The 18,602-nt window shown below is 72.7% G+C and carries 17 protein-coding genes; 6 read left to right on the top strand and 11 right to left on the bottom strand.

Annotation, left to right across the window (positions count from 1 at the left end; genetic code table 11):
- Positions 1 to 2 precede the first annotated feature (2 nt).
- The 5 genes from lxmK to panB all read right to left on the bottom strand — a co-directional run bounded on the left by lxmK (position 3) and on the right by panB (position 4,673).
- Positions 3 to 1,037 (bottom strand): class V lanthionine synthetase subunit LxmK, encoded by a 1,035-nt coding sequence (lxmK, locus tag IO30_RS0131695; RefSeq protein ID WP_209439907.1) that lies wholly within the window; start codon positions 1,035 to 1,037, stop codon positions 3 to 5.
- A gap of 90 nt (positions 1,038 to 1,127) precedes the next feature.
- Positions 1,128 to 1,562, bottom strand: coding sequence for a hypothetical protein (locus tag IO30_RS0131690; protein WP_031148726.1), 435 nt, complete (start codon positions 1,560 to 1,562; stop codon positions 1,128 to 1,130).
- Between the two features lie 212 nt (positions 1,563 to 1,774).
- Positions 1,775 to 2,626, bottom strand: coding sequence for an ABC transporter permease (locus IO30_RS0131685; RefSeq protein WP_031148724.1), 852 nt, complete (start codon positions 2,624 to 2,626; stop codon positions 1,775 to 1,777).
- Complete coding sequence (locus tag IO30_RS0131680; RefSeq protein ID WP_031148722.1) at positions 2,623 to 3,645, bottom strand: ATP-binding cassette domain-containing protein; 1,023 nt, start codon at positions 3,643 to 3,645, stop codon at positions 2,623 to 2,625. Before IO30_RS0131680 ends, IO30_RS0131685 begins: the two co-directional genes overlap by 4 nt.
- A gap of 158 nt (positions 3,646 to 3,803) precedes the next feature.
- Positions 3,804 to 4,673, bottom strand: coding sequence for a 3-methyl-2-oxobutanoate hydroxymethyltransferase (gene panB / locus IO30_RS0131675; RefSeq protein ID WP_031148720.1), 870 nt, complete (start codon positions 4,671 to 4,673; stop codon positions 3,804 to 3,806).
- Between the two features lie 297 nt (positions 4,674 to 4,970).
- Between panB and IO30_RS0131670 the strand changes: the two genes are divergently transcribed.
- A complete protein-coding gene (locus IO30_RS0131670) occupies positions 4,971 to 5,984 on the top strand; it encodes an endonuclease/exonuclease/phosphatase family protein (RefSeq protein WP_373316552.1) in 1,014 nt (337 codons plus the stop codon).
- 63 nt (positions 5,985 to 6,047) lie between these two features.
- Here the strand turns inward: IO30_RS0131670 and IO30_RS0131665 are convergent, their stop codons facing one another.
- Entirely contained in the window at positions 6,048 to 7,802 is a 1,755-nt protein-coding gene (locus tag IO30_RS0131665; protein WP_031148716.1) for an NAD+ synthase, read from the bottom strand.
- 131 nt (positions 7,803 to 7,933) lie between these two features.
- On the bottom strand, positions 7,934 to 9,187 hold the full coding sequence (locus tag IO30_RS0131660; protein ID WP_031148714.1) for a DUF4190 domain-containing protein: 1,254 nt from the start codon (positions 9,185 to 9,187) through the stop codon (positions 7,934 to 7,936).
- 582 nt (positions 9,188 to 9,769) lie between these two features.
- On the opposite strand from IO30_RS0131660, the gene IO30_RS0131655 reads away from it, so the two are divergent.
- Positions 9,770 to 10,471 carry a DUF998 domain-containing protein gene (locus IO30_RS0131655; protein ID WP_031148713.1) on the top strand — a complete coding sequence of 234 codons (702 nt, stop codon included), beginning with the start codon at positions 9,770 to 9,772 and terminating at the stop codon, positions 10,469 to 10,471.
- Complete coding sequence (locus tag IO30_RS0131650) at positions 10,468 to 11,325, top strand: alpha/beta fold hydrolase (protein ID WP_237403471.1); 858 nt, start codon at positions 10,468 to 10,470, stop codon at positions 11,323 to 11,325. Before IO30_RS0131655 ends, IO30_RS0131650 begins: the two co-directional genes overlap by 4 nt.
- A 142-nt stretch (positions 11,326 to 11,467) precedes the next feature.
- Here IO30_RS0131650 and IO30_RS0131645 read toward each other — a convergent pair whose 3' ends face one another.
- The 3 genes from IO30_RS0131645 to IO30_RS42325 form a co-directional block, all read right to left on the bottom strand.
- Positions 11,468 to 12,121 carry a DUF305 domain-containing protein gene (locus IO30_RS0131645; protein WP_031148709.1) on the bottom strand — a complete coding sequence of 218 codons (654 nt, stop codon included), beginning with the start codon at positions 12,119 to 12,121 and terminating at the stop codon, positions 11,468 to 11,470.
- Positions 12,118 to 12,792: a thioredoxin-like domain-containing protein gene (locus tag IO30_RS0131640; RefSeq protein ID WP_031148707.1), complete on the bottom strand. Its 675-nt coding sequence runs from the start codon at positions 12,790 to 12,792 to the stop codon at positions 12,118 to 12,120. The genes IO30_RS0131645 and IO30_RS0131640 overlap by 4 nt, the downstream gene beginning before the upstream one ends.
- A 69-nt stretch (positions 12,793 to 12,861) precedes the next feature.
- Positions 12,862 to 13,236 carry a hypothetical protein gene (locus tag IO30_RS42325; RefSeq protein WP_051859748.1) on the bottom strand — a complete coding sequence of 125 codons (375 nt, stop codon included), beginning with the start codon at positions 13,234 to 13,236 and terminating at the stop codon, positions 12,862 to 12,864.
- A 172-nt stretch (positions 13,237 to 13,408) separates the two neighbouring features.
- Here IO30_RS42325 and IO30_RS0131630 point away from each other — a divergent pair, with 172 nt between their 5' ends.
- The 3 genes from IO30_RS0131630 (at position 13,409) to IO30_RS0131620 (ending at position 16,235) form a co-directional block, all read left to right on the top strand.
- Positions 13,409 to 14,770, top strand: a complete 1,362-nt coding sequence (locus IO30_RS0131630) for a glutamine synthetase family protein (RefSeq protein ID WP_031148703.1) — start codon at positions 13,409 to 13,411, stop codon at positions 14,768 to 14,770.
- Between the two features lie 205 nt (positions 14,771 to 14,975).
- Entirely contained in the window at positions 14,976 to 15,470 is a 495-nt protein-coding gene (locus IO30_RS0131625; RefSeq protein ID WP_031148701.1) for a nuclear transport factor 2 family protein, read from the top strand.
- Between the two features lie 90 nt (positions 15,471 to 15,560).
- Positions 15,561 to 16,235: a hypothetical protein gene (locus tag IO30_RS0131620; RefSeq protein ID WP_051859747.1), complete on the top strand. Its 675-nt coding sequence runs from the start codon at positions 15,561 to 15,563 to the stop codon at positions 16,233 to 16,235.
- Positions 16,236 to 16,257: 22 nt separating this feature from the next.
- Here IO30_RS0131620 and IO30_RS0131615 read toward each other — a convergent pair whose 3' ends face one another.
- Positions 16,258 to 18,333, bottom strand: a complete 2,076-nt coding sequence (locus tag IO30_RS0131615) for a PIG-L family deacetylase (RefSeq protein ID WP_051902685.1) — start codon at positions 18,331 to 18,333, stop codon at positions 16,258 to 16,260.
- Positions 18,334 to 18,602: the final 269 nt, after the last annotated feature.

The following is an 18,602-nucleotide window of genomic DNA, read 5'->3' as shown; positions in this document are numbered from 1 at the left end:
ACTCACCCCAGCCCCAGCGCGGTGACGAACCGGCCGGGGTCCTTGAGCGCGACCGTCCCGATGCCGATGGCCATGCGGTCGACCGTGTGGAGGGCGACGCGCCCTTCGGCCTTGGCCAGGGCGCGCTCCAGCAGGTGCAGGCCCGCGTAGCCGGCCGCCCGGGCGGGGAGTTGCGGATGAACGGGACCCGCCGAGGCGAGATAGCCCTGCCAGAAGGCGGCGTTCCGGTTCCGCGTACGGGAGAGGGCGTCCGTACCACGCGCCACGATCCCCCGGTGCACCTCGGCCGCACCGTCCTCCTGCGCCGGACGGGCCGAGGGGATATCCAGAACGGATCGGTAGAGCCATTCCCCGGCGAAGGCCCCGACATCGAGGGCCGGATCCTCCACCGCGATCTCCTCCCAGTCGCAGACGTACACATCACGGCGCCGGGACAGGACTTGGTCCAGTCGCAGGTCGCCGTGGATCAGGGCCCTGGGGGCCCGGTCGCTCATCGTGCGGAGGTCGTGCACCGCAGCGGCCGTCGACGGGTCGTGATGCAGGAGCCGCCACGCTTCGAGGGTCCCGCCACTGGCCTGCTCGTAGTACTCCAGCGGCAGCGCTTCGAAGAGGTCGGCCTCGGCGAGCTTGCGGGTGAGGGAAGTGCCGGAGAGTTCCCCTTCCGGCGGCACGGTGTGCAGGAAGCCGACGCTCCGACCCAGGTCGTACGCCAGGTCCTCACCGAACCCGCCCTCCGAGGCCAGGTCCGCCCCGGACCGGGCATCCTCGATCCACTCGAACACCACGGTCCCGTGCTCGCTGCTCCAGCCCAGACACCGTGGTGTCCTCGTCCCCTGCCGGAGCCGCTCCCGGTACGCCGTCTCGAAGGTGATCAGCTGACGCAGCCGACGTTCCGAGTCCTCGCCGGTGAGTCTCTTCACGAAGACGGCTCGCCCCGTATCGGTGACCCCGCTGACATTGTCATTCCGTCCTGGCAATTCCACGACGGATTCGGGGTCCAGAGATCCCAGGTTTAATTCATTCAAGGTGGCCGCCACGCCGTCCAGTAGCGGTGGGACTTTCACGTCGGCCTCCCCGTCCGGGATATTTCTCTTACCATCCCCGGACGGGGAGGGCGGGTCATTTCGTCAGCAGCCGCCGGTGGTCTTCATTCCGGAGCTGATGGTCTTGCTCGACTTGCCGGTGGCGCGAACCTCCGCACGCCAGATGCCGGCGTCACAGCCCTTCTGCACGTACAGGGAGGTCGTGAACTGGTCCAGGTCGGTGTTGCGCTGGTCCATCACGCTCCAGTAGATCGAGCCGCCCCAGCCGATGTTCCCCCGGTAGAGCGTGACGGTGGCGCGGTTGTACTGCCCGTTGCAGTTGTTCATGCGGGCCTGGGACAGGATCCGGCCGCCGTCCAGGTGCGGTTCCTCGATGCTGAGGGTGCACGCAGCCGCGGCGGACGGTGCCGCCACAGAGGCCGGCGCGGCGGCGAGCGTGAGGCCGGCCAGTGCCGCGACGGCGGCGGTGGTGGCGGCAGTCCGGCGGGCGAAACGGGAGTGCACATTGAGCGTGGACATTGAGGGGCCTTTCCTTAGGTCAGTTCAGATTGGCTGCTGCAATTATTTCCACAACATGATCGCGAAGGCAATCGAGAAACCTCAATTCTTCCTCAGGGTTTGGCGGCCCGGTGATATGGAAGAACTGCTTCCATATTCCTTCTGGTTAAAGGGTTAACAAAAGGCGGCGACCCCCAGTGGGGGTCGCCGCCTTTTGTCAAATGATTTATTGTTCAGGTCTTCTGGCGGAACTTGCGGACGGCGAGCGGCATGGTGACCGCAGTGATGGCGACCGACCAGGCCAGGGTCATCCACACCGAGTCGCCGACCGGGGTCCCGTTGATCAGGGCACGAGCCGCATCGGCCAGGTTGGACAGCGGGTTGTAGTCGGTGAAGCTCTGCAGCCAGCCCGGCATCGTCGCCGGCTTCGCGAAGATCGAGCTGCCGAACTGCAGGGGCATCAGGACCAGCATCGCCATGCCCTGGACGGCCTGCGCGGTCTTCATGGTGAGACCCAGCAGGATGAAGATCCACATCAGCGAGGCGCCGAAGACGACCGAAAGGCCGATGGCGAAGAACAGGTCCGGGATCGAGCCGTCGATCGACAGGCCGAGGATGAAACCGACGCAGAGCAGGATCGTGATGGCGATCAGCATCCGGCCGATCTCGACGACGATCTTCGCGAGGAGGACGGACGACCGGGCGATCGGCATGGACCGGAAGCGGTCCATCACGCCCTTCTTGAAGTCGTCGTTGACCCCGGTGCCGACCGCCATGGCGATGTTCATCCCCATCATGGCCATCAGGCCCGGGACCAGGTAGCTGACGTACTCACCCTGGTTGCCCTTGCCGGAGACGGCGCCGCCGAAGACGAACACGAACAGCAGCGTGAAGATGATCGGCATGAACAGGACGTCGAACATCGACTCGGGGTCCTGCTTGATCTGCAGGGCGTTGCGGCGCACCAGGGCGCCGATGTGCCGCAGGTTGGCGCGCAGGCCGATCCGGCCCTCGCCGGCCGGTACGGGGCGGGCGTCCGGGGAAGCCGCGGTGTCGGCGGGCTTCGTCGTGGTTACGGTGCTCATGCCGCGACCTCCTCGGTCTTCTCGGTGGGGACGGAGTCCTCGACGGAGGCGGGCTTCTGTCCGGTGATGGACAGGAACACCTCATCGAGGCTGGGCAGGTAGGTGCCGAGGTCGGCGATCGCGTACCCGCGGGCGGCCAGCAGGCCGACCACGGCGGTCAGCTGCTCGTCGCTCAGGATCGGGACCAGCAGCACGCCCTCGTCCGGCACGGCCTGGGAACCGGCGACGCCGTCCAGTCCGGCCTCCGCGAGCGAGCGGGCCATGCCCGGCAGGTCCGACGCGGACACCGGGCGGATCTTCAGGGTGCGGCCGCCGACGCGGGCCTTCAGCTCGTCGACCTTGCCGTTGGCGATGACCTTGCCGCGGTCGATGACCGTCAGCTCGCTGGCGAGCTGCTCGGCCTCCTCCATGTACTGGGTGGTGAGCAGCACGGTCGCCCCCTCGGCGACCAGCCGCTGGACCTCGTCCCAGACCTCGTTGCGGGTGCGGGGGTCCAGACCGGTGGTCGGCTCGTCCAGGTACAGGACGGCCGGGTTGCCGATCAGGGAGGCCGCGAGGTCGAGCCTGCGGCGCATGCCGCCGGAGTAGTTCATGACGGCCTTCTTAGACGCCTCCGTCAAGGAGAACCGCTCCAGCATCTCGTCCGCGCGGCGGCGGGCGTCCTTGCGGGAGAGGTCGAGCAGCCGGCCGATCATGTAGAGGTTCTCCCAGCCGGAGAGCTTCTCGTCGACCGAGGCGTACTGCCCGGTGAGGCCTATGGTCCGACGCAGCTGCCGCGGCTGGCGGACCACGTCGTAGCCCGCGACCCGGGCGGTGCCCGCGTCCGGGACGATCAGGGTGGACAGGCAGCGCACCAGGGTGGTCTTGCCCGCGCCGTTGGGCCCGAGGACCCCGAGGACGGTGCCCTCGCGGACATCGAGGTCGACCCCGTCGAGGGCCTTGGTCTCGCCGTAGTGCTTGACGAGCCCCCGTACCTCTACGGCGTGGGGGTTCTTGTCGTTTCGCGTCATGCCCACCATGGGACCATGCGCCACTGACAGCGCACCGACAGCCGACCGACAGCCGGCCGACGGGCAGCCGACAGCCGGCAGTCGGCCTGTCGGCGTCCGGCCGTCGGCCGTCGGGCGGACGCGTGGCGGGCCGCCGGGGCCGCCACGCGTCCGCGCGGCTCAGCTCGTCAGTGGAAGGCGTGCTCCGCCTGCGGGAACGTTCCGCCGACCACGTCCTCGGCGAAGGCCTTCGCCGCGTCGCCCATGGTCCGGCGCAGGTTCGCGTACTGCTTCACGAACTTCGGCATCTTCCCGCCGGTCAGGCCCATCATGTCCGTCCACACCAGTACCTGCGCGTCGCACTCCGAGCCCGCGCCGATGCCGACCGTCGGGATGTGCAGGGACCGGGTGACCTCGGCGGCCAGCTCGGCCGGGACGAGCTCCAGGACCACCGCGAACGCACCCGCGTCCTGCGCCGCCTTCGCATCGCGCAGCAGCTGGTGGGCGGCCTCGTCGCCGCGGCCCTGCACCCGGTAGCCCATGGCGTTGACGGACTGGGGGGTCAGGCCCAGGTGGGACATGACCGGGATGCCGGACTGCACGATCAGCTCGGTCTGGGCCAGCGACCGCTCGCCGCCTTCCAGCTTCACCGCTCCTACGCCGGCCTCCTTGACGAGGCGGGTCGCGCTGCGCAGCGCCTGCACGGCGCCTTCCTGGTACGAGCCGAACGGCAGGTCGCCGATGATCAGGGCCCGGCTGGTGCCCCGGACGACGGCCGCCGACAGCAGGGTCATCTCGTCCATCGTCACGGGGACGGTGGTCTCGTAGCCGAGGTGACAGTTGCCCATCGAGTCACCGACGAGCATGACCGGGATGCCGGCCTCGTCGAAGACGGACGCGGTCATCGCGTCGTAAGCGGTGAGCATGGGCCACTTCTCGCCGCGCTCCTTGGCGAGGGTGAGGTCGCGGACGGTGATGCGCCGGGTGCCCGTGCCTCCGTACAGGGTGGGGGAGGCCGCCTGGGCGGGTTCGCGGGCAGGCGAAACGGCATGCGTCATTGCAACTGCTCCTTGTGTCATCTCGAGGCGCCCTCACGGCGTCCCCGGACTCACCTCCCATGGTGGCATCCGGGCGGCCCGGGACGGAAGTGGGACGGCCCCGGCTACTCCAATGTGCGCGTTTCGTGACAAGCGGAACCCGTGGCGCACGGTCGTTCGTCCTCCCGGACGTACGACCGCGACAGGCGGTCGTGACGGAGGGCACGGAAGGCGCCGTCCATCGCCTAGGGTCAAGGGGCGGGGACGGAGCGCGAGCGCGAGCACGGCAGCGAGGGCAGTGGCATGGCACAGGCGTACATGACGGAGACGGGGAACGGCGGCTCGGAGCCCGAGCCCTCCGGATCCCGCCTCCGGCGCCGGATGGCCGCCCGGCGCAGTGGCCGGGGGATCTGGCGGCGCGGGATCGTGCTGGCGGCGTGCTCCGTGCTGCTCGCCCTGGTCATGGTCTTCCGCGCCAAGCTCCCCAACGACGTCGGCAACCTCGGCAGCCTCACCGAGACCTTCCTGCCCTGGCTGGGGCTCGCCGTTCCGGTACTGCTGGCCGCCGCCGTCTTCCGCCGCTCCGCGACCGCACTGATCGCGGTGCTGCTGCCGGCCGTGGTCTGGGTCAACCTGTTCGGCGGACTGGTCACCGACAAGTCCGGACCGGGCGGCAACCTCATGGTCGCCACCCACAACGTCGACGCCGACAACCCCGACCCGAAGGGCACCGCCGAGTCGGTCGCGAAATCGGGCGCCGACGTACTGGCCCTCACCGAGCTCAAGGCGGGTGCCGTCCCCGCGTACGAGGAGGCGCTCGCGGGCACGTACAAGTTCCACGCGGTCGAGGGCACCGTCGGCGTGTGGAGCAAGTACCCGCTGACCTCAAGCAAGCCCGTGGACATCAAGATGGGCTGGACCCGGGCCATGCGCACCACCGTGGCGACCCCCTTCGGCGACATCGGCGTCTACGTCGCCCACCTGCCCTCCGTCCGGGTCAAGCTGAACGCGGGCTTCACCGCGAACCAGCGCGACAACAGCGCCGACGCCCTCGGCGCGGCCCTCGCCGACGAGCCCCTCAAGAAGGTCATCCTGCTCGGCGACCTCAACGGCACCATGAACGACCGCGCCCTGTCCGAGGTCACCTCGCAGATGCGCTCCACGCAGGGCGCGGCGGGCGACGGCTTCGGCTTCAGCTGGCCGGCCCAGTTCCCGATGGCCCGGATCGACCACATCCTGGTCCGCGGGATCAAGCCGGAGGCCTCCTGGAGCCTGCCGCGCACGGGCAGCGACCACCTGCCGGTCGCGGCCCGGCTCACCGCCCTGCTGTAGCCGGGCGTCGGGACCGGGCGTCGGGCCCCGGGCGGCGAGCCGCCGCCCGGGGCCCGACGGGCGTCAGGTGCCCTCGCGCCAGCCGTTCGTGATCGGCAGCCTGCGGTCCTTCCCGAAGCCCTTCGCGGAGATCTTCGTGCCCGGCGGGTACTGGCGCCGCTTGTACTCCGCCGTGTCCACCATCCGCAGGGTCCGCGCGACCAGCTCCCGGTCGAAACCGGCCGCGACGATCGCCTCCAGGCCCTGGTCGCGGTCCACGTACAGCGCCAGGACGGCGTCGAGCACCGGGTAGTCCGGCAGCGAGTCGGTGTCCACCTGGCCCGGGCGCAGCTCGGCGCTGGGCGGCTTCACGATCGAGTTCTCGGGGATCGGCGGGGTCTCCCCGCGTTCGGCCGCGGCCCGGTTGCGGTACCGCGCGAGCCGGAACACGTCCGTCTTGTAGACGTCCTTGATCGGGCCGTAAGCGCCCACCGAGTCCCCGTAGAGCGTGGAGTAGCCGACGGCCAGTTCCGACTTGTTGCCCGGGGCCAGCACGATGTGGCCCTCCTGGTTGGACAGGGCCATCAGCAGGGTGCCGCGCAGCCGCGACTGGAGGTTCTCCTCGGCGAGGCCGGTGAGTCCCAGCGCGCCCATGTACGCGTCGAACATCGGCGCGATGGAGACGGTCCGGAAGTTCAGGCCGGTCCGGGCGGCCAGCTCGGCCGCGTCGCCCTTGGAGTGGTCCGAGGAGTACTTCGAGGGCATCGAGATGCCGTGGACGTTCTGCGCGCCGATCGCATCGCAGGCGATCGCGGCGACCAGCGCCGAGTCGATGCCGCCGGAGAGCCCGATGAGGACCGAGCGGAAGCCGTTCTTCAGTACGTACGCGCGCAGGCCCACGACCAGCGCGTCGTAGACCTCCTCGTCGTCGTCGAGGCGGTCCGCGTAGCCGCCGGTGACCACGGGCTCGTAGGGCTCCACGGGCTCCTCGGAGAGGATCACGCGGTCGATGCGCAGCCCGTCGTCCACCAGGCCCTCGGGGGCCTCGGCGGACGCGGCGGGCAGGTCGAGGTCGACCAGCACGCAGCCCTCGGAGAACTGGGGGGCGCGGGCGATGACCTCGCCGTCGCGGTCGACGACGATGGAGTCCCCGTCGAAGACCAGCTCGTCCTGGCCGCCGATCATGGCCAGGTAGGCGAGGGTGCAGCCGGCCTCCTGGGCCCGCTTGCGGACCAGTTCGAGGCGCTGGTCGTCCTTGTCGCGCTCGTACGGGGACGCGTTGACGGAGATCAGCAGTCCGGCCCCGGCGGAACGGGTGGCCGGGACGCGCCCGCCGTCCTGCCAGAGGTCCTCGCAGATGGCCAGGGCCACGTCGACGCCGCGCACCCGGATCACCGGCTGCGTGTTGCCCGGCACGAAGTACCGGAACTCGTCGAACACGCCGTAGTTGGGGAGGTGGTGCTTGGCGAAGCGCAGGACGACCTGCCCGCGGTGCAGCACGGCCGCCGCGTTCTCCGGGGAGCCGGCCGGGCGGCCGAGGCGGGGGGCGGCCTTCTCGGTGCGGTCGAGGTAGCCGACGACGACGGGGAGTTCGCCGAGGCCCTCGGCGGCCAGCCGCTCCGCGAGGTCGCGCAGCGCGGCGCGGGAGGCCTCCACGAAGGACCCGCGCAGGGCGAGGTCCTCGACGGGGTACCCGGTCAGCATCATCTCCGGGAACGCCACCAGGTGGGCGCCCTGCTCGGCGGAGTGCCGGGTCCAGTGGACGACCGAGTCCGCGTTGGCGGCGATGTTGCCGACGTGCGAGTCGATCTGATTCAGAGCGAGACGAAGTTGAGGCACGCGGATCAGTCTAATCGTCTTTCTGACGCGATGTCCTGGAAATGGCTCCGGGAACGCGTGAGGCGCCCCGCTCGGGGGCGCCTCACGGGCCGCGTCGGCAGCTCCCGCGGGGAGCTGCCAGGAGCTGCCGGTCAGCCGATCGGGCCGCTCCAGATCGCGTCGTCGTAGTCGCTCGGCAGGCCGGGCGAGATCTCGAAGTGCAGGCTCTTGGAGTCGTTGGCGACGTCGAAGAGGAACGAGCCGGTGGCGGACTCGCCCGGCATGACCGAGCCCTTGAAGAGCTTCGGCAGGGAGCCGTCGAAGACCATCTCGGCTTCGGTGCCCTTGTCGTCACGGGCGTGCGGCAGCGCGGTGGTCACGTCGATCGGCGCGTCCGACTTGTTGGTGATCTTCACGGTCACCTTCACCCCGCGGCCGGTGCGCTCCTTGGGGTAGGCGTTCTTGCCCACCGTGTACGGGGTCGCCTCCTGCACGGTCAGCTCGACGCCGTCCGCGTAGGTGAAGGTGCCGCCCCAGGGCAGCGCGGAGTTCTTCCCGGGGATGTCGGACGGGCTGGACTTCGGCTTCGGCGTCGGGTAGGTCGGGTAGCCGGACGGGTCGATGTCCAGCTCCGAGATCTCCTTGTCGATCTGCTTGTCCACCTCCTTCACGAAGGCGGCGGTGATGAAGAAGCCGGCCACGGTCGCGCCGAGGCTGAGGACGCCGAGGACCACGCCCACGATGGCCATGCCCTTGCGCGGGGCGCCGTTGCGGGCCTTGACGAGGCCGCCGATGCCCAGGCCGAGGCCGGTCAGGCCGAGGATGGCGCCGGACCAGAAGAGGAAGGGCGTGACGCCGGCGAGCACGCCGAGGATGCCGAGGACCAGGGCGGCGATGGCCAGCCCGTTGGTGGCGGGGGCCGTCTGCGCGTAACCGGGGTACGGGATGCCGTTGAAGCCCGTACCCGGGTGGCCCCAGGGGTTGCCGGGGCCGCCGGGCACGCCCGGGCCGCCGGGCATGCCGGGGCCGCCGGGTGCGGCGCCGTAGGGCGGGGCCTGCGGGGCGGAGGCCCCGGCGGGCGGTGCGAAGGGCGAGGGGGCCGGGGCGGCGGGAGCGGCGGGGCCGGCGGGCGCGGGCGGCCCGAAGGACGCGGGAGCCGGGGCTTCCGGGGCGCCCGGGGCCTGCGGGGCTGCCGGGGACGGGGCCCCTGCCGAGGCCTGCGGGGAGTCGGCGGGGGCCTGCGGGGTCTCGGCGTCCGACGGGGCCGGGGCGGGGGCCGGGGTCTTCTTCTCCAGCGAGGTGGGCTGCGCGGGCGCCGGTGTCGAGGGCGCCTCGGGTATGGGCGTACCGGCCGGCTCGGTCGGCGGGCCGGGCGTGTTGCTGGGCGGGTTCGGCGGGGTGCTCATACCGGCGGGCGCATCCTTATGTCGCGGCAGTGGTGATCACCGACAGAGTGCCACGCTGCCGCCCGGGCCCCACCCGGATTTCCGGCGCTCCCCGGCGCCCCCGGCCCGGCCGGGGGCGCAGCCTGCGGACCCCGCCGGCGCAAGCACCCCGGACCGTAGCGGGCGCCACTGCACCGCCCGTGACCTGCGGTTGGCGCGGTGCGCGCCGCTCCGGGCGCGCCCGCAGCGCCGGTCCGGCCCGGGGGCCCCGGCGGCCCGGGTGCCCGATGCCGGGGCGGGGGACCGGCCGCCGCGGGCGACACATCGTTGCCGAGTCGTTGGACTGCGCGGGCCCGCGCGGCGTGGTGCGTCTCACCCCGCCCGGACGGGGCCGAGGTGGCCGCCGAGGCAACGCGGGGCGTCGCGCAGACGTCTTCCGGGGCGTGGGACCCGGTCGGACGCGCCCGGGCGTGCGGGGCGGAGCTGCCCGCCGCCGGCCGCGGGCGGCTCGCCGGGCCCCGCGCGTCATGACCGCGGGCCCTGACCGGGGTGGGGTTCCGCGCAGAGGACCGACCCCGGGCGCGCGCTTAGGATCAGTCCAATATGTCCAGAAAAGGCACCTCCTCGGGCACCGCCTGGCCGGTCGCCCTCCTCATCGGCCTGGGCGCCGCCGCGTACACCGCGTGGGTGCTCGAAGTCGTCTTCTCCACGGGCCTCAACCCCATCGAGACGTACGTCAGCGAGCTCGCGGCCCAGAACCAGCCGCTCGGCGGCCTCTTCCGGGCCACCGACTTCACCGCCGGACTGCTCGCCTTCACCGGCGGCCTGCTGGCCCTGCTCCGGCTGGTCAGGCACCCGGAGTCCCGCCGCCCCTGGGCGGTCCTCGGCTGGGCCGGGGTCACCCTCTTCGGCGCGGCCACCGCCGCCGACGCCTGGCTGCCGCTCAGCTGCGCGCCCACCGTGGACCCCGAATGCGCCGCCCGCGAGACCGCCGGGCTGGTCCCCGCCACCCACCAGGCCCACGCCGTCAGCAGCAGCCTCGCCATGACCGGTGCCCTCGTCGGCCTGGTCTGCCTCACCGTCGCCGCGCGCCGCTACGGCTGGTTCGCCCCGCTCGCCCGCTACGGGCCCGCCCTCGTCGCCCTGGAACTGCTCGCCACCGCCTGGACCCTGACCGCCATCGCCCTGTTCACGGCCGGACGCGGGACCTGGGCCCTCGGCGCGGGTCAGCGGCTCCAGGTGCTGCTCGTGGCGCTCTGGCTCGGCCTGCTCGCCCATTCCGTCCACAAGGAGCGCCGTACGTGAGACCCAGGATCGTCCACGGGGTCGGCGACGACGGGGTCCCGCTGCACGTGCTCGTCGAGGGCCACGGGCCGGTGTGCGTCCTGTCCGCCGGACTCGCCATGGCCTGGTTCGACTGGGACCCGGCCGCCGCGCTGCTCGCTGCCGCGGGCCGCACCGTCGTCCGCTTCGACCGCCCCGGCCACGGCCTCAGCGGCCCGGCCCGTACGCCGCCCGGCGCCGCGGGCGAGGCCCGCCGGATCGCCGGGCTGCTCGACGCGCTGGGCCTGGACGGGCCCGTCACCGTGGCCGGGCACTCCATCGCCGGGTTCCACGCCGAGGCCTTCGCCCGCCTGTACCCGCGGCGCACCGCCGCCCTGGTGCTGCTGGACTCCAGCGTGGAGGAGGCCCCGCAGCCGCTGCTGCCCGCCGCGGTGCGCACCGGCGCCGCCCGCGCCCTCGGCCTGGCGGCGACCGCCGCCGGGCTCCCCGCAGCCCTGGGGCCCGCGGCCCGGCGCGCCGCCGTACGGGCCTCCCGGACCGGCGGCGCCGACCCGGCCGCGCGGGACCTCGTACGCCGCTGCTACCGCACCGGCCGGGTCTGGCGCGGGGTCCTGCTGGAGAACTCCCGCTACCTGGACGTGGCCGCCGAGGTGCTGGAGCTGCGCCGTACGCATCCGCTGGCCGCGCCCGCCACCGTCCTCGCCGGCCACGACGGGAGCGCCGGCCGGGGCGCCCTGCGCTGGCTCGCCCGGCAGGCCGCACTCGCCGATGCGCTCGGCGCCCGGTTCGAGGTCGCCGAGCCCGCCGGGCACCTGGTCATGCTGGACCGCCCGGACCAGGTGGCCCGGGCGATCCGTACGGCCGCGACCGGCTGAGGCGGTGCGAAACCGCCTGGCGCGGTGCGGCCGGTTTGCGCCGTGCGACTACCCGGCGCCGTGCGGCCGCCCGGCGCGGTGCGGCCGCCTGGCGCGGTGCGGCCGCCTGGCGCGGTGCGGCCGCCTGGCGCGGTGCGGCCGCCTAGCGCGGTGCGGCCCCGCGCTTGCGGAGCATGTCCGCCATCAGGGTGAGCTCCGACTGCTGCGCCTCGACCATGCCCTGGGCCAGGGCCCGCTCCGCCGGGGTCCCGCACTGCCGTGCGCAGCCCTCGGCCATGGTCACGCCGCCCTTGTGGTGGTCGGTCATCAGCTGGAGGTAGAGCACCTCCGCGTCCCGCCCCCCGAGGCCGCCGAGCCGCGCGAGCTCCTCCTTGGTGGCCATGCCGGGCATCAGCGCACCGGAACCGGCGTCCTGCGCAGCGTGCCCGGAGTGCTCGCCGCCCGTCCCCATCCAGGACATCGGCGGCTCCCCGGCCACCACCTTCGGCAGCCCCCACAGGTCCAGCCAGCCCAGCAGCATGCCGCGCTGGTTGGCCTGGGTGTTGGCGATGTCGTAGGCGAGGGTCCGTACGGGCTCGTCCTGCGTGAGGTCCCGTACGACGAAGGACATCTCCACCGCCTGCTGGTGGTGGACGGCCATGTCCCGGGCGAAGCCCGCGTCGGGGGAGTGCAGCCCGGGCGGCCGCGACGGCGCGCCGTCCGCGTCGCCGCCGCTCGCCGCGGAGACCGTGGCCCCCGCGGCGAACAGCAGCGCGAGCAGCACCGCCGCGCCCGCCGCCCAGTACGTACGGCTCACTTGTCGGCCAGCCCGTTCGTGCAGGCCGCGCCGGGCTCGGGGGTCTGTGCGCCCTGCACGTACTTGGTGAAGAACTGCGCCACCCGCGGGTCGGCCGCGTCCTCCACCGTCAGCTGCTTGCCCCAGGCGCTGAGCATGATCGCCCCGGCCTGCTCCTTGACCGGGCTCATCAGCGTGTAAGGGGTCTTGCGGACCGTCTCGGCGAGCTTGTCCACGTCGCCCTTGGCGGCCTTCTCGCTGTACGTCACCCACACCGCGCCGTGCTCCAGCGAGTGGACGGCGTTCACCTCGGGCAGCGGGTTGGCGTACACGTCGCCGTTGCAGTTCATCCAGCGCGGGTGGTGGTCGCCGCCCACCGGCGGGTTCATCTCGTACTTCACCGGCGTCTCGACGTGGTTGCGGCCCAGCGTCTTGGCGTCCCAGCTCTGCTCGCCGTTGACGGGGGCCTTGCGGGCCGCGGCCTCGGCGTCCTTCTTCTCCTGCTGGTCGATCATCACCCACGCGCCGAAACCGACGAGGGCGGCGACGATGAGCGCCGAGGTGGTGATCGCGATGGCCTTGTTGCGCCGGTCGCGCGCCTTGTCGGCCCGGCGCATCTCGGCTATCCGCGCCTGACGGGAGTGCGGGTCGTTCTGGTCGTTCCGGTTGCTCTTGCCGGTCCTGCTCGCCATGTGCCGTGGTTCCTTCTGCTGAGGGGGGTGGAAGGTGATCCGGTGGTGCGCGGTGCGGCGCCGGACCCGTCAGGTCCGCAGCACTTGGAGGGCATGGAGATCGGGAGCGCGCGCCAGGGTCCCGGCGGGCCGGGGACGCGTGGTGCGCGAAGGGCGCGCGTCCGGCACCGGCCCCGTCCGGACGAAGTCCACGGCGGGCGGCGGGACGGGCAGCACGCCCGGGGTGACGTGCGAGAGGCCCGAGCAGCCGGGCAGCTCGTACGGGGCCAGGCAGACGACGTGCGCGTCGTGCCCCGGGGCCGCCGTGGCGGCGGCGTGCGACCCGCCCGGCCGGGCGCAGAGGAACAGTGCGCCGGCCAGCACCCCGAAGGCCATCAGGAGGACGGCGCGGCGCGCCGCGGGACGCCCTCGGCGCCCGCCCTGCGTGTGCTCCCAGCCCCCCATGGGCGCAGATGGTAATGCTCATGACGGGCCCGAGGTCAGTGCGGGGGTGCCGCGACCTTTGGCGGGTGCGTAATGTGGCGGAAACCACCGCTGGCGATACTGGGTCGGCCCGACTGTGCCCAAGCCCTCGCGGTGGTGGTGCACAGGCCGTCTGAACTGCGAGGATGAAGGCATGGACAAGCAGCAGGAATTCGTCCTCCGGACGCTTGAGGAGCGCGACATCCGCTTCGTGCGCCTGTGGTTCACCGACGTACTGGGCTTCCTCAAGTCCGTCGCGGTCGCCCCCGCGGAGCTGGAGCAGGCCTTCGACGAGGGGATCGGCTTCGACGGCTCCGCGATCGAGGGCTTCGCGCGGGTCTACGAGTCCGACATGATCGCCAAGCCGGACCCGAGCACGTTCCAGATACTGCCGTGGCGCGCCGAGGCTCCCGGGACCGCCCGGATGTTCTGCGACATCCTGATGCCGGACGGCTCCCCGTCCTTCGCGGACCCCCGCTACGTCCTCAAGCGCATCCTGGCCAAGACCTCCGACCTGGGCTTCACCTTCTACACCCACCCGGAGATCGAGTTCTTCCTGCTGAAGGACAAGCCGCTGGACGGTACCCGTCCGGTCCCGGCCGACAACTCCGGCTACTTCGACCACACCCCGCAGAACGTGGGCATGGACTTCCGCCGCCAGGCGATCACCATGCTCGAATCCATGGGCATCTCGGTGGAGTTCAGCCACCACGAGGGCGCCCCCGGCCAGCAGGAGATCGACCTCCGCTACGCCGACGCGCTCTCCACGGCCGACAACATCATGACCTTCCGCCTCGTCATGAAGCAGGTCGCCCTCGAACAGGGCGTGCAGGCCACCTTCATGCCGAAGCCCTTCTCGGAGTATCCGGGTTCGGGCATGCACACCCACCTGTCCCTCTTCGAGGGCGACCGCAACGCCTTCTACGAGTCGGGCGCCGAGTACCAGCTTTCGAAGGTCGGCCGCTCCTTCATCGCGGGCCTGCTCAAGCACGCGGCGGAGACCGCGGCCGTGACCAACCAGTGGGTCAACTCCTACAAGCGCATCTGGGGCGGCTCCTCGCGCACCGCGGGCTCGGGCGGCGAGGCCCCCTCGTACATCTGCTGGGGCCACAACAACCGCTCGGCCCTGATCCGCGTCCCGATGTACAAGCCGGGCAAGACGGGCTCCTCCCGCGTCGAGGTCCGCTCGATCGACTCGGGCGCCAACCCGTACCTGACGTACGCGGTCCTGCTGGCGGCGGGCCTCAAGGGCATCGAGGAGGGCTACGAACTCCCGGCGGGCGCCGACGACGACGTCTGGGCCCTCTCGGACGCCGAACGCCGCGCGATGGGCATCGAACCCCTCCCGCAGAACCTGGGCGAGGCCATCGCCCTGATGGAGCGCAGCGAACTGGTCGCCGAAACCCTCGGCGAGCACGTCTTCGACTTCTTCCTGCGCAACAAGAAGCAGGAGTGGGAGGAGTACCGCTCGGAGGTCACGGCCTTCGAACTCCGCAAGAACCTCCCGGTGCTGTAACCCCAGGTCACAGCCCCTGCGGGGCGCGCACGGCACTCCGGGCCGGTGGTCACCGACCACCGGCCCGGAGTCGTTTCACCGGACCTGGGCCGTCCGAGGGCCGCCTGGGTGTGTTGTGCCCGGGTGGGGTGCGGCCTGGTTCGGGGTGGGGGCGCCGGGAAGAGTTCGCCGTGGCCACCGGCGATCCACCCGTAGGGAGACAGGCATGACACGGACCATCGAGGACGCGGCGATCCACGACGACCTGCTGCGACGGCTGCGGGACCTGGAGGACCAGGACGCCCTGCGCGCCCTCCTCGTGCACGGCTGGAGGGCGCTGGACCGTAAGGACTGGCGGACCTGGACCGAATGCTGGGCCGAGGACGCCGTGCTGGAGTTCGCTCCCTGGGGGAGCATCCGCGGCAAGGAGGCCATCCGCAGGAAGGTGGAGGAGGCCGAGTCCCCGTACCCGGGCATGCAGCACCACATCCTGAACACCCACTTCACCGTGGAGGGCGACCGGGCGACCGGCGTCGGCTACATGTGGTTCGTCGCCGTCACCCGCCCCGGCCGGACCTCCGCCCCGTACGCCATGGGCGGCACCTACGCGTGGGAGTTCACCAGGGGCGCCGCCGGCTGGCTCCTGACGCGCCAGCAGCTCGGGCTCAGCTGGACCCAGGGCGACGACGCCGTGCGGGCGTTCGACGGGGACGGTCACTGAGCCGCGCCGCAGGACAACCGTCGAAGGGTGCCCCCTCGCTGGGAAGATGGCCCGGAGCCATGGCGTCGTGGCGGCGAGGAGGCCGAGGGCATGAGCGTCCACACCGCGGTACGTGCCGGGCCCGGCGGGCTGCCGGTGCCCGAGCGGGTCTGGTACGCCTCGTACGGGTCCAACATGCACCTGGACCGGCTGGCCGCCTACATCGCCGGCGGGACGCCCCGCGGGACGACGCGGACCTACCCGGGCTGCCGGGACCGGCGGGCGCCGGAGCGGTCGATCGCCGTCGAGCTCGACGGCGCCCTGTACTTCGCCACGGAGTCCGCGGTGTGGACGGGCGGCAGGGGCTTCTACGATCCGACCGCGCCCGGCCGGATGCGGGGGCGGGCGCATCTGGTGACCGTGGGTCAGCTGTCCGACATCGCGGCGCAGGAGATGTACGGGGTGCCGGGCGCGGACCTGGACCTGGCCGGGGCGCTGCGCGAGGGCCGCGATGCGGTCGGCCCGGGGCGCTACGAGACCCTGATCTGCCCGGGGGAGATCGAGGGCATCCCGGTCCTGACGTTCACCGCGCCGTGGACCCTGCACGAGGTCGAACTCCGCCCGCCCTCCGCCGCCTACCTGCGCTACCTGGCCGGCGGCCTCCTGGAGGCGGGGCCGTGGGCCGAGGGGGACATCGCCGGGTACCTGTCCGGCTGCCCGGGCGCGGCCGGCCGGTGGACGGCGGCCCAGGTACTGGAGCTGCTGACGGACGGCCTCTCCGGCTGAGGCCGGGGTGCGGCGGAGCGGCTCAGGGGGTCGCCGGGCGCCAGACGGGGTGGGTTGCGGTGGCGGCCGGGGCGGTGCGGACCGTGGTCGTGTGGAGGCGGGCGTCGAGGCCGAGGGCCGTCGTGGTGGTGGCCGTGGCTTCGAGGGCGGCCGCGGGGGCGCCCGCGTACAGCAGCTGGGACTCCGACCAGGCGGGCGGGCCGCCCAGGTCCGTCGTGCCCGCGGCGCCGCTGGTGGCGCGGCCCGCGACCAGGCGGCCCGCGGCGGCGACCGCGCCGTAGCCCGCCCGGCCGCCCGCCTCCGCGACGCTGGAGACCCGGGGCCCGGCCGGGCCCGCCGTGACCAGGGCGGTGCGGACCACGCCCGAGTCCGGGCGGCGGAAGTACAGGCGGACGCCCGCCCCGTCCGGGCCGGCCGAGAGCGGGACCGTCGTGGCGGGCAGGCCCGTCGGCCGGGGCCCGCTCAGGGGGGCGCCCGGGGCGGGCTGGATCCAGGCCAGGACGGACTTCGAGGTGGTGGCGTACACGTGGCGCAGGCCGGCGGTGTCGGTCACGGCCACCGGGTCGCCTTGGAGGTCCGCGCCGCCGAGGTGCTGCCAGGCCGAGAACTGCCCGTCGGGCTGCTGGGTGCTGGCGCGCAGGGTGCGGCGGGAGTCGCGCAGGTGCACGGTGAGGCGGCCCTCGGCGTCCACGGCCGCCGAGGGGGAGCTGATCGAGGAGGTGCCGGCCTCGTCGGAGACCTCGGGGGTGCCGAGGGACTGCCAGGGGCCGAACGGGCCGTCGGGGGCGGACTGGACGGCGTACACGACCTCGCGCCGGTAGGCGTCATCGGCCCCGGGGCCTTCCCCGAGGACGGTACGGGTGGCCAGGACCCCGGTGCGGCCGTCGGGGAGGCGGACCGCGCACGCGCCCGGGTCGATGCCCGTGCCGGGCAGGAGGACCGGGCCCGTCCAGGTGCCGCCCGGGGACCGGGTCCAGTACGCGGTGCGGCCGTCGAGGGTGGCGAAGGCCCACAGCCGGCCGGGGGCGCCCTCCGTCAGCCAGGACGTGCTGTCGGCGCGGGTGTAGCGCAGGGACTGGGCCCAGTTGCGCCCGGTGGGACTGCCCGCGACCTTGCGGTCGCCGCAGCCGGAGGGGCTTGCGCAGTAGTTGCGGTGGTCCTGCCAGGCGTAGGTGCGCAGGTAGCCCGTCTTCGTCTCGACGGTCTGCGGGTCCAGCGCGTGGGGGAGGGCGCCGTTGTGGTAGCCGAGGTAGTTCTGCACCGAGAAGTGCGGGCGGTCCGTGACCCGTTCGGCGTACGCGGCCGCCGCGGCCTGTACGAACCGGGCGCCGTACATGTGGTCCTGGTGGTCGGTGCACTTGCCGGTCCGCTCGTACCGGCCCGGTGTCGGGTCCTGCATCCGTATCGTCGTGGGCCGGTACCGCTCCAGGACCCCGGCTATCGTCCGTATCACCTGGTCCTTGGTGTACGCGTACGGCCGTTTCACCGGGGTTCCCGAGGCCAGCTGGGCGCCGAGCGTGCCGATCCGCCCGTCCCACAGGCCGTGGAGGCTGTCGGGGGCGTCCCCGGCGATGGTGCGGGCCTCGCGCAGTTGCAGCCACACCAGATTGACCTGCGGTTTCGCCACGAGGACATCCAGCTCGGCCTGGCCTCCGCCCGCGGTGGGCACGACCGTACGCCGCCACACGCCGGTCCGGTCACCGGTCGCCATCTGGGCGTACGCGCCGCGTATGCCGTTCTGCCGGGCCTCGGCGTAGTGGGCGCGGTCGGCGGGCTGTTCGGGGTCCTTGAGGCGGGCGCCGCGGGCCTCGTTGCGGCCGTCGGCCTCGCCGGAGGTCAGGTAGACGGTGGTGACCGGGATGCCGGCGGCGAGGGACCGGCTGAGGTCCGGGTTCATGAAGAACAGGTCGTCGTCGGGATGGGCGACGACCTGGACGACCGAACCGGCCGTGGCGCTCGCCGGGAGGACGGCCCCCGCCGTGGCGTCCTGCGCCGCCCCGGCCGAGTTCCGGCGGCCGGAGGCGACGGCGAGCAGGCCCGTCGTGCCGGCGGTCAGTGCGGTGAGCAGCGCCGCGAAACGGCGTCGGGTAACGGCCATCGGTCACGCCCTGGTTCGTTCCGGACGGGGAGGAGACCCGCAGTCAGGAAGAGCGCCGTACCGCGGAGTTGGTTCGCGGGGTCCGGCGATTCACAGGGTCCGGCGATCCACGGGGTCCGGCGATCCACGGGGTCCGGCGATCCACGGGGTCCGGTGATGCGCAGGGTCCGGCGATCCGCTGAGTTCGCCGGTCCGGCGGTCCGCCGGTTCGCTGACTTCGCCGGTCCGCTGACTTCGTCGACGTGAGGGTGTTCCGTGCAGATCCTGTT

This window comes from Streptomyces xanthophaeus (assembly GCF_000725805.1).
Classification (GTDB): domain Bacteria; phylum Actinomycetota; class Actinomycetes; order Streptomycetales; family Streptomycetaceae; genus Streptomyces; species Streptomyces xanthophaeus.
The sequence above is the reverse complement of the archived record's forward strand: the minus strand, read 5'-3'. Positions and strand labels throughout refer to the sequence as shown.

Coding starts and splice junctions, on each gene's coding strand:
- IO30_RS0131640 (WP_031148707.1), bottom strand. CDS start 12,792: ATGGCGAGCAGGACCGGCAAGAGCAACCGGAACGACCAGAACGACCCG.
- panB (WP_031148720.1), bottom strand. CDS start 4,673: ATGACGCATGCCGTTTCGCCTGCCCGCGAACCCGCCCAGGCGGCCTCC.
- IO30_RS0131625 (WP_031148701.1), top strand. CDS start 14,976: ATGACACGGACCATCGAGGACGCGGCGATCCACGACGACCTGCTGCGA.
- IO30_RS42325 (WP_051859748.1), bottom strand. CDS start 13,236: ATGGGGGGCTGGGAGCACACGCAGGGCGGGCGCCGAGGGCGTCCCGCG.
- IO30_RS0131685 (WP_031148724.1), bottom strand. CDS start 2,626: ATGAGCACCGTAACCACGACGAAGCCCGCCGACACCGCGGCTTCCCCG.
- IO30_RS0131660 (WP_031148714.1), bottom strand. CDS start 9,187: ATGAGCACCCCGCCGAACCCGCCCAGCAACACGCCCGGCCCGCCGACC.
- IO30_RS0131620 (WP_051859747.1), top strand. CDS start 15,561: ATGAGCGTCCACACCGCGGTACGTGCCGGGCCCGGCGGGCTGCCGGTG.
- IO30_RS0131670 (WP_373316552.1), top strand. CDS start 4,971: ATGACGGAGACGGGGAACGGCGGCTCGGAGCCCGAGCCCTCCGGATCC.
- IO30_RS0131680 (WP_031148722.1), bottom strand. CDS start 3,645: ATGGTGGGCATGACGCGAAACGACAAGAACCCCCACGCCGTAGAGGTA.
- IO30_RS0131630 (WP_031148703.1), top strand. CDS start 13,409: ATGGACAAGCAGCAGGAATTCGTCCTCCGGACGCTTGAGGAGCGCGAC.
- IO30_RS0131690 (WP_031148726.1), bottom strand. CDS start 1,562: ATGTCCACGCTCAATGTGCACTCCCGTTTCGCCCGCCGGACTGCCGCC.
- IO30_RS0131615 (WP_051902685.1), bottom strand. CDS start 18,333: ATGGCCGTTACCCGACGCCGTTTCGCGGCGCTGCTCACCGCACTGACC.
- IO30_RS0131655 (WP_031148713.1), top strand. CDS start 9,770: ATGTCCAGAAAAGGCACCTCCTCGGGCACCGCCTGGCCGGTCGCCCTC.